This is a genomic window from Anoxybacillus sp. TBDG-1, assembly GCF_054815885.1.
Map to the genome: position 1 here is coordinate 60,791 of NZ_JBTZSY010000010.1, position 9,810 is coordinate 70,600.

At 39.9% G+C, this 9,810-nt stretch carries 6 protein-coding genes and 1 other annotated feature; of the genes, 3 read left to right on the forward strand and 3 right to left on the reverse strand.

The annotated features are described in order from the left end of the window. Positions 1-140 precede the first annotated feature (140 nt). Entirely contained in the window at positions 141-1,859 is a 1,719-nt protein-coding gene (gene acsA / locus ACYQY7_RS04920) for an acetate--CoA ligase (protein WP_461201006.1), read from the forward strand. 25 nt (positions 1,860-1,884) lie between these two features. Here acsA and ACYQY7_RS04925 read toward each other — a convergent pair whose 3' ends face one another. Beyond that, the gene (locus tag ACYQY7_RS04925; RefSeq protein ID WP_461200999.1) at positions 1,885-4,671 is read right to left on the reverse strand and encodes a transglycosylase domain-containing protein; all 2,787 of its coding nucleotides are present in this window, start codon (positions 4,669-4,671) and stop codon (positions 1,885-1,887) included. 138 nt (positions 4,672-4,809) lie between these two features. After that, positions 4,810-5,034: a binding site (T-box leader), on the forward strand. Positions 5,035-5,086: 52 nt separating this feature from the next. Between ACYQY7_RS04925 and tyrS the strand changes: the two genes are divergently transcribed. Then, on the forward strand, positions 5,087-6,346 hold the full coding sequence (tyrS, locus tag ACYQY7_RS04930) for a tyrosine--tRNA ligase (protein WP_461201000.1): 1,260 nt from the start codon (positions 5,087-5,089) through the stop codon (positions 6,344-6,346). Between the two features lie 38 nt (positions 6,347-6,384). Here tyrS and rpsD read toward each other — a convergent pair whose 3' ends face one another. After that, the gene (gene rpsD, locus ACYQY7_RS04935; RefSeq protein WP_461201001.1) at positions 6,385-6,987 is read right to left on the reverse strand and encodes a 30S ribosomal protein S4; all 603 of its coding nucleotides are present in this window, start codon (positions 6,985-6,987) and stop codon (positions 6,385-6,387) included. A 381-nt stretch (positions 6,988-7,368) separates the two neighbouring features. Between rpsD and ACYQY7_RS04940 the strand changes: the two genes are divergently transcribed. After that, a complete protein-coding gene (locus ACYQY7_RS04940) occupies positions 7,369-9,216 on the forward strand; it encodes a sensor domain-containing diguanylate cyclase (protein WP_461201002.1) in 1,848 nt (615 codons plus the stop codon). A 29-nt stretch (positions 9,217-9,245) separates the two neighbouring features. Here the strand turns inward: ACYQY7_RS04940 and ACYQY7_RS04945 are convergent, their stop codons facing one another. Continuing rightward, entirely contained in the window at positions 9,246-9,731 is a 486-nt protein-coding gene (locus ACYQY7_RS04945) for a GAF domain-containing protein (protein ID WP_461201003.1), read from the reverse strand. Positions 9,732-9,810: the final 79 nt, after the last annotated feature.

The following is a 9,810-nucleotide window of genomic DNA, read 5'->3' on the forward strand; positions in this document are numbered from 1 at the left end:
CTTCAATTATACATAAAAAAATAAAAATTAAATCGTTTTCATAATAAACATTAATGAAAATTTTTTAAAAATTGAGAAATTGTTTATAGTATAATATAATACGAATGTAAACACTTTCAAACAAGGGGGAGTTTGGGATGATTAAGGTGGAAACGCTACCAGTCATTCAAGGGGATTTCAACTTGAAAAACTACGAAGAAACGTATCAAACGTTTGACTGGTCTGAAGCAGAAAAGCATTTTTCGTGGTATGAAACAGGAAAAGTAAACATGGCGTATGAAGCGATTGATCGTCATGTAGAAACGTTTCGAAAAAACAAAGTGGCTCTCTATTATCGTGATGCGACAAGAGAAGAAAAGTACACATTTAAAGAAATGAAGGAGTTTTCAAACAAAGTAGCCAACGTATTAAAAGAAGTAGCTGATGTAGAAAAAGGTGACCGCGTCTTCATTTTTATGCCTCGCTCGCCTGAACTATACTTCTCTGTGCTTGGTGCGATTAAACTTGGTGCAATTGTTGGACCTCTTTTTGAGGCGTTCATGGAAGGTGCAGTCCGTGACCGTTTAGAAGATAGCGAGGCAAAAGTTATTATTACGACTCCTGAACTTTTACCGCGTGTACCTGTAAATGAATTGCCGGCATTAAAATACGTGTTTTTAGTTGGCGATGACATTAAAGAAGAAGGTCCGTTTTTTGATTTGAAAAAACGAATGAACGCAGCAAGCAAACATTTTCATATTGAATGGGTTGGACGTGAGGATGGACTTATTTTACATTATACATCTGGTTCAACTGGAAAGCCAAAAGGTGTATTGCATGTGCATAACGCCATGATTCAACATTATCAAACGGCCAAATGGGTATTAGACTTAAAAGAAGACGATGTATATTGGTGCACAGCTGATCCAGGTTGGGTGACTGGAACATCTTACGGTATTTTCGGTCCATGGCTTTGCGGGGCATCTAACGTCATTGTCGGTGGTCGCTTTAATCCTGAGGCGTGGTATAAAACGATTGAAGATTATGGTGTAACGGTATGGTATAGTGCACCGACAGCATTCCGCATGTTGATGGGGGCTGGGGACGAGCTTGTGAAAAAATTTGATTTACGTTCACTTCGTCATATTTTAAGCGTCGGGGAACCTTTAAACCCAGAAGTTGTCCGTTGGGGAATGAAAGTGTTCAATCGCCGTATTCACGATACATGGTGGATGACAGAAACAGGAGCACAACTCATTTGCAACTATCCGTGTATGGAAATTAAACCAGGATCGATGGGTAAACCAATTCCAGGAGTAAAAGCTGCAATCGTTGACGATCAAGGAAATGAGCTACCGCCATATCGCATGGGGAATTTAGCAATTAAAAAAGGTTGGCCATCGATGATGCGCGCAATTTGGAACAATCCACAAAAATACGAATCGTATTTCTTGCCTGGTGATTGGTATGTTTCTGGTGATTCGGCATATATGGACGAAGACGGATACTTCTGGTTCCAAGGTCGGATTGATGATGTCATTATGACAGCAGGGGAGCGCGTTGGTCCATTTGAAGTAGAAAGCAAGCTCGTTGAACATCCGGCTGTTGCAGAAGCTGGTGTCATCGGAAAGCCAGATCCGGTGCGCGGTGAAATTATTAAAGCGTTTGTCGCTTTACGTGAAGGGTACGAGCCGTCTGAAGAGCTAAAAGAGGATATTCGCAACTTTGTAAAAAAAGGTTTAGCTGCGCATGCCGCACCACGTGAAATCGAGTTTCGCGATAAATTGCCAAAAACGAGAAGTGGAAAAATTATGCGTCGCGTCTTGAAAGCTTGGGAACTAAACTTACCGACAGGCGATTTATCAACAATGGAAGATTAAAAAAATCGGGCATAGCCCGATTTTTTTAATTGGTTGATGGCTGTTCTTCCGTTTGTGTTTCTGTCGGTTCTTCATTTGTTGATTGCCCAGGTGATGAAGCAGGCAGCATACGGACGATATTTGACGGATTCGATTCCAATCCAGCAATATCGACAGCAGTAACGTAATACATACCTTGTCTTAACGGTACGCTTTTTTGTTCTCCTTTGCGTATCGTTGCCATGACTTGAAACGGAGCTGTTTCCGATGCTGTATAGTATACACGATATCCAATGACATCTTGTTCATGATGTTCGTTCCAAACGAGTGCGGTTCCTTTTTGTTGTGCAGCTAGTGGATCCGGTTTTTTCCCGTTTTCTTGAAGCGTTTTTGCCACAAATACATGCTTCCATTGATCGTTTTGTGGAAGCAATTTGCCCAAATCTTTTATATGCTGAATGCCCCACTGTTCAAGTAACGAAGCGTCAATCATTACGCCTTCTTTTGTAAATTCTTTTGGTGTTGTCGGTAAAGAGGCATATCTCTCTCCATCTAATTCAACGAAAGCTCCGCTAATCAAATACGTATCTTCTGTTTTCGGCACAAATGCCGTATTGAATAAATCGCTTTCGATAAGTCCGAATCGTTTACATGTTTCTGATGGGAGCAATCCAGAAATTGCACAATATGAGCGTTGAACAATTCCTCCAGGCATATGGAATCGTTCTTTCGGAGCGATTAGTTCTGGGCGAATATCATATGCCCCGTTCATTAACTGTGCCCATAGCAATAAGTTTCTTTGGGAATATGACAATCCTTTATAGCTTTTTTCCAGAGGCTTTGGTGTATCGTATCCCATCCAAGTGCCGAACGTGACATTTGGATTTGTTGCGACAAACCAAGCATCTTTCGTATTTTGACTCGTTCCTGTTTTTCCTGCCCAATCGGCTGAAAATTTTAGTTTGCCATTTAAAAAAGCAGCTGTACCTGAGCGAATGACATCACGCATCATATCAATTGTTAAATAGGCTGTTTGAGGTGAAAACACTTCGACTGGTTTTGGCTCGTGTTCATATACAACGTTCCCGTTTTTATCGACAATTTTTTCGATTAAATACGCGTCGATGAACTTTCCACCATTCGCAAACGTAGCATATGCGTTTACATTTTCTTCAATCGTTACCCCTTTTGTTAAACCGCCAAGCGCAAGCGACAAGTTGCTTCCATCTCCTGTTGTTAAACTTGTAAAGCCCATTTTTTCTAAATATGAAATGGGTCGTTGATCGATGATGCGCGCATATGTCCGAATGGCAGGAATGTTATACGATTTTTTTAGCGCATGGCGAACCGATGTTAAGCCATGTGTTTTGCCATCCGCATTTTTGGGGCGATATGGTCCTTGACTCGTTGGAATTTCTAAATCAATATCTGGAATAACAGATCCAGGTTGAATGATACCCATTTCCATCGCTGGTGCATAAACAAGAAGCGGTTTCATTGTTGAACCGTTTGAACGATAAGCTTGTGTGGCGTGATTGAGTTGTTCCCGTTTATAATCTCGTCCACCGACAAAGCTAATAATACGCCCAGTTTTATTTTCAATTAACATCGCTCCGACCTCTACCGGCTGACGAACGGAAATGATTTGTCCTGTTTTTTCATCCTTTTTGCGCACGACCGTATCGCTTCCGAAGTACGGATATTTTTCAACGATTGCTTGCATTCGCTCATATATGTTTTTATCAATTGTTGTATAAATTGTATAACCATTTTGGCGTAGTTGCTTTTCTGCTTTCTCAGCATATTCTCTATATAGTTGATCGTTTGAGCGCACATCTTGTCGTTCATATCCGTCTTTTTTAGCTAATAAATCGATAAAAATATCTTTTGCACGTCGTTCGATTTCAAACGTCAGCCACGGGTACTTTTCAACAGGAGAAGGTAAGGAAGACACAAAATCTTTCGTAATGTCGTACGCTAGCGCTTCTTTATATTCGTCTTCTGAAATATATCCCGCTTTTTTCATGCGCGATAATACAGTTTTCATCCGATTTAGCGCTGGGGATAAATCGTTTTTTAACTCCCCTTCGCTTGTAAACGGTGTATAGCGAAACGGACTTTGTGGTAATCCAGCTAAAAAAGCCGCTTGTGGCAACGTTAGTTCTTTCGCATCGATGCCGAAAACGCCTTTGGCAGCAGCTTGAACGCCGGCAATATTTCGTCCGGATGCGTTTCGTCCAAACGGCACAACGTTAATATATGCTTCTAAAATTTCATCTTTCGAAAAAAACTTCTCAAGGCGTAAAGCAAGCAACACTTCTTTTGCTTTTCGTTCAAATGATACTTCGCTTGTTAAAATTTGATTTTTTACAAGTTGCTGTGTTAACGTACTTCCTCCGCTACGCGTGGAGGAGTTTGTTGCTTCTTGAAAAATGGCACGTATAATAGCTTTTGGTACAACTCCCTTATGCTCATAAAAATGTTCATCTTCTGTTGCGATGACCGCTTGAATGAAATAAGGAGAAACTTGCGAAAGTTTAATTTCATCGCGTTCTAAATCTGAACGAAAATAGCCAAGATATTCACGATTGGCGAAATAAATATGAGTGGTTTCTTCATAGTTATAAATATCTTTTTTCATCTCTTTGTACGGAATCGGCTTGGCATCTTTCACAAGAGACGCAAAATATCCCGCGCCAACACCGAAGGCAAAACTAAACGCACATAAACTTACAATCAATATAATTAAACATACGTTCCAAATGACCTCGTATGTAATCGTAAAATGACGCCATAGTTTTTGCCATGAGAATCGGACTTGTTTTTCTGACATAGTGACCTCCCATCCATATTGTATTTTCATTATTATATCATAATTTGTCAGTTCGTATCGGAGAATGTCTAAATTTGTTTGAAGATCTTGACAATGATTTATGATTTATGATAAAAGAGAGTATGCTGATATGTAAATAGTCGAGCGATGAGCGGAACGAGTAGTGCTGATCTCCCTGCGAACAGAGAACTAGTGGTTGGTGCGAACTAGCGCATAGGTGAGCATGAATTACCTCCGTGAGCATCTTTTGTGAACCGCTTGTGCGAAAGTAACAAAAGACGGTGTAGACCGTTATGTCAATGAAGTGAGAGAACATGTACGTTCTCTAAGTAGGGTGGTACCGCGATGAAACTCGTCCCTTCGTGTGAAGGACGAGTTTTTTTATTTGAATCCAAGGAAGGAAAGGATGGTTGAGATGGATTTGCTTCAAGACTTACAATTTCGTGGTTTAATTAATCAAATGACGGATGAAGATGGGTTAAAAGCGCTGTTAGCAGGGGAAAGTGTAAAAGTATATTGTGGTTTTGATCCAACAGCAGATAGTTTGCATATTGGTCATTTGCTCCCGATTTTAATGTTACGTCGCTTCCAACAAGCTGGTCACCAGCCGATTGCGCTCGTCGGTGGGGCAACAGGATTGATTGGAGATCCGAGCGGGAAAAAAGCAGAGCGAAAATTGAATGAAAAAGAAACTGTTGCATATTACAGTGAGCGAATTAAGCAACAGTTAAGTCGCTTTTTAGATTTTGACAGCGACAACAATCGGGCTATTATTGCCAACAACTACGAATGGATCGGTTCGCTCGATGTGATTACGTTTTTGCGTGATGTTGGGAAAAACTTTGGAATTAACTACATGCTTGCGAAAGAATCTGTACAGTCGCGATTAGAAACGGGAATTTCGTTTACAGAGTTTAGTTATATGATTTTACAGGCGTACGACTTTTTAAAATTGTATGAAATGTACGGGTGTAAGTTGCAAGTAGGTGGTAGTGATCAATGGGGGAACATTACAGCCGGATTAGAGCTCATTCGGAAAACAGAAGAAGATGCCAAAGTATTCGGATTAACTGTTCCGCTCGTCACAAAAGCAGATGGCACAAAGTTTGGTAAAACGGAAGGAGGAGCCGTATGGCTTGATGCTGATAAAACGTCGCCATATGAGTTTTATCAATTTTGGATTAATACAGATGATCGTGATGTTGTAAAATATTTAAAATACTTTACGTTTTTATCGCACGAAGAAATTGTTGAATTGGAAAGACAAACGGCTGAAGCTCCAGAAAAACGTGCAGCCCAAAAGGCGTTAGCTGGGGAAATGACACGTCTCGTTCATGGAGAGGAAGCGTTGAAGCAGGCGATCAATATTTCCGAAGCACTCTTTAGCGGGGACGTATCTAAACTAACAGCAAATGAAATTGAACAAGGTTTTAAAGACGTTCCATCATATGTATGTCATGAAAAGGAAGTAGCACTTATTGATTTGCTCGTTGCAAGCGGTATTTGTCCATCGAAGCGCCAAGCGCGTGAGGACGTCACAAATGGGGCTATTTACGTAAATGGCGAGCGTGTACAAGATGTGAGTAAAATGATGACAGAAGAAGATCGCATGGAAGGCCGATTCACCATTATTCGTCGCGGTAAGAAGAAGTATTACTTAATTCGTTATGCATAAAAAATCCTCTCTGCTTATAAGCAGAGAGGATTTTTTCATTAACGAGAGTAGAACTCAACGATTAATGCTTCGTTAATTTCAGCAGGCAATTCAGAACGCTCAGGGAAACGAGTGTAAGTACCTTCTAATTTGTCTGCATCAAGCGTTAAATAGTCAGGTACGAAGTTGTTCACTTCGAGCGCTTCTTTAATAATTTGAAGGTTACGAGATTTTTCGCGAACAGAAATCGTTTGACCTGGTTTTACACGGTAAGATGGAATATCAACGCGGTTGCCATCAACTAAAATATGACCATGGTTGACTAATTGACGAGCTTGACGGCGAGTACGTGCGAAACCTAAACGGTAAACAAGGTTGTCTAAACGAGATTCAAGCAAAATCATGAAGTTTTCACCGTGTTTACCAGGCATTTTTCCTGCTTCCTCGAACGTTTTGCGGAATTGACGTTCGTTTACACCGTACATATGGCGAAGTTTTTGCTTCTCTTGAAGCTGCATGCCATATTCAGACAGTTTTTTGCGTTGTCCTGGACCATGTTGACCTGGTGGGTAAGGACGTTTTTGTAATTCTTTACCTGTTCCGCTCAATGAAATACCGAGGCGACGAGAAATTTTCCATGTTGGACCTGTATAACGAGCCATAAATGCTCCTCCTTTGTTTTTATTTTTGGTAAAATAAAAACAGTCGTGCCTCACCATTTATCGCCATTTTGTTTTCATGTATCCTCGCCCTAGCAGCTGAGAGTTACACGATACAACCTCCGATTCGAGAATGACGCTCTCTATGGGGAACAAAATGGACATACAAACGTGAGCACAAAGGCTGCAATATTTTACACAAAGGCTATTATAGTTTTTTTTTTCGTCTGAGTCAACAATTTTTGTATAGTCTTTATCATAAAGATTATGGTATGATATAATTAGTAGGTCTTCAGTTTTAGAAATATTACAGAAACTATCATTTTTTTATTTATATGGTTCATACATATAAAGAGAGGAAGTATGTGCGGGTGAGTGAAAAAAATGAACGTTCAAGAACGCGATCAATACGCCATATTTAAACAAAAGTTTTTCGATTGGTTTTTAAGCGAAGAAGATTTTACGGATTTACCTCGCATGATTCAAGCGCTGATCACCCTGCTGAAACAAGAGTTTCGTTTATTAGATGTTACGTTTTACACGTTGAACCCGTTTAAGCATGCCTTTGAACCTGAAATGACGACAGACCAAACGATTGAACAGCATCGAGAAAAACACATCATTCCGTTTAATGATCAGTTGAAAAAACAATTTGACGATGTTGTGATTTTGGATGGTGGCAACGAGATCAAAACGGTTCAATTTGGTATACATTTTTCAGAAGATTCATGCGGACTTGTTCGTTTCCAGCTGCATGAACGAGATATGTTGCCGAAAGCGTTTATCAAACAAATGAAGCGAGATTTTTTAAAAGTGTTTGCGCGCATTCGTAAAGTGTCCGAAGTGTTAAGCGAAGAAAAAAGATATGAACAATTGCATCGGGCGGCAACAAAAATTCATGCGTCTATGCATATTGGGGACGTGCTTGAAGAAATTGTGAAAACGTTAAAAGAGGTGTATCCGACGTTTACATGCCATTTGTTTTTATCTTATGATAGCACGACAGATCGAGATTTGCCGATTAAACTACTGACGTTTGAAAATGAAGATGAGCATATGGGTGCGATGCAGGCGTATGTGACAGGACAAATTCAGCTTCACGATTCGCTCGTTCATAAAAAGTCTGTCATTTATGCTCCGATCAAAGGAGCCCAAGGCATTTACGGGGTAATCGAAATGATTGCTCCGACAATTATGGAGCTGCCAGAACGAGAAATGCGCTTTATTTCCTTATTAGCGAATACGGCTGGCAGCGCATTAGAGAATGCCAAATTATATGAACAATCGAAACGATTAATTGCGGATTTACAACTCATTAACGAGACGATTCACCACTTAAATACAAATTTACGCTTTCAAGATGCATTACGATTTATGATTAAAAAAATTAAAACATCGTTTGATGCGCAGGAAGTCGGTTTTATTATATTGCAAGAAAAAGAGCGAAAAGTACTTCCTGGTAGTACAGATTTTTTCCAATCACGTGAAGCGAAGCCATATGTTGATTTCGTTTTTCATCGCATTCAACATCCGCGTGATACGTTATTTTTAGGTGATGTAAAAATTCATAGCAACTACACGACACGTTTTCGTTCGCTCATGGCTGTACCGATGATGCGTGGGATGATGAAAGGTGTAGCAATTGTTTTGCATCAAGAAGCATATCATTTTTCGTTTGATATGTTTAAATTGCTGCAATCGCTTATTCATCATTCGACATTGGCGTTCACAAACGCAGCGTTGCGCGAAGAACTCGAACGAATGGTCATTACAGATCGATTAACGAATTTATATGCACGTCATTATTTAGATGAGCGCATTCAACGTTCGATGGAAGAGGACGGTCTAGGTACATTTATTTTAATAGACATTGATAATTTCAAAAAAATAAACGATACGTACGGACATCAAGTAGGCGATGAAATCATTATTCAGGTAGCGAATATTATTAAAGCAAACATTCGTCAAAATGATATTGGGGCTCGATGGGGAGGGGAAGAACTCGCCATTTATTTGCCGAAAGTGTCCATTAATGCGGGGTTATCTATTGCAAACCGTTTAGTACAAAAAGTTCGCGAGTTAACAAATCCTCCTGTGACCATTTCTTGTGGGGTATCGTATTGGAAGAAAAATCGCGCAGATTCTGTAAAGGAGCTATTCAATCGTGCTGATGAGGCGTTATATACTGCGAAACGGACAGGAAAAAACCGCGTTGTTGTGCAAGAATATTAAAAAGAGGCCAGTTTGTTTAGGCCTCTTTCTTATATGTTGAGATAGTGAACGAGCGTTTCGACAAAACGTTGTAAATGTTGTTCATCGACTTCATCAAAACGATTTTTTATTGGACTATCAATATCAAGTACACCAATGACACGGTCATCTTTCACCATTGGAATGACAATTTCAGATTGAGATGCTGCATCGCATGCGATGTGACCCGGAAACGTATGAACATCCGCCACACGCACTGTTCTTTTTTCGGCCGCTGCTGTTCCACATACCCCTTTGCCGAATGGAATGCGTACACATGCTGGCAACCCTTGGAATGGTCCAAGCACGAGTTCATTCCCTTCAGCTATGTAAAAACCGACCCAATTAATATCATGTAAAAAATAATTCAATAAAGCGGAAGCATTTGCTAAGTTCGCTACAACATTTGTTTCATCCGAAATTAACGCTTTTAATTGTTCGATGACAAGCGTATAATTTTCTTCTTTTGTCCCTTTGTATGTTTGTGCATGAAACATGTTTTTCCGTTACAGAAAACTTATAAAACTTTATAAATAATCTATTCATTATTTATAAAGTTTACGTTTCCTTCCTTGT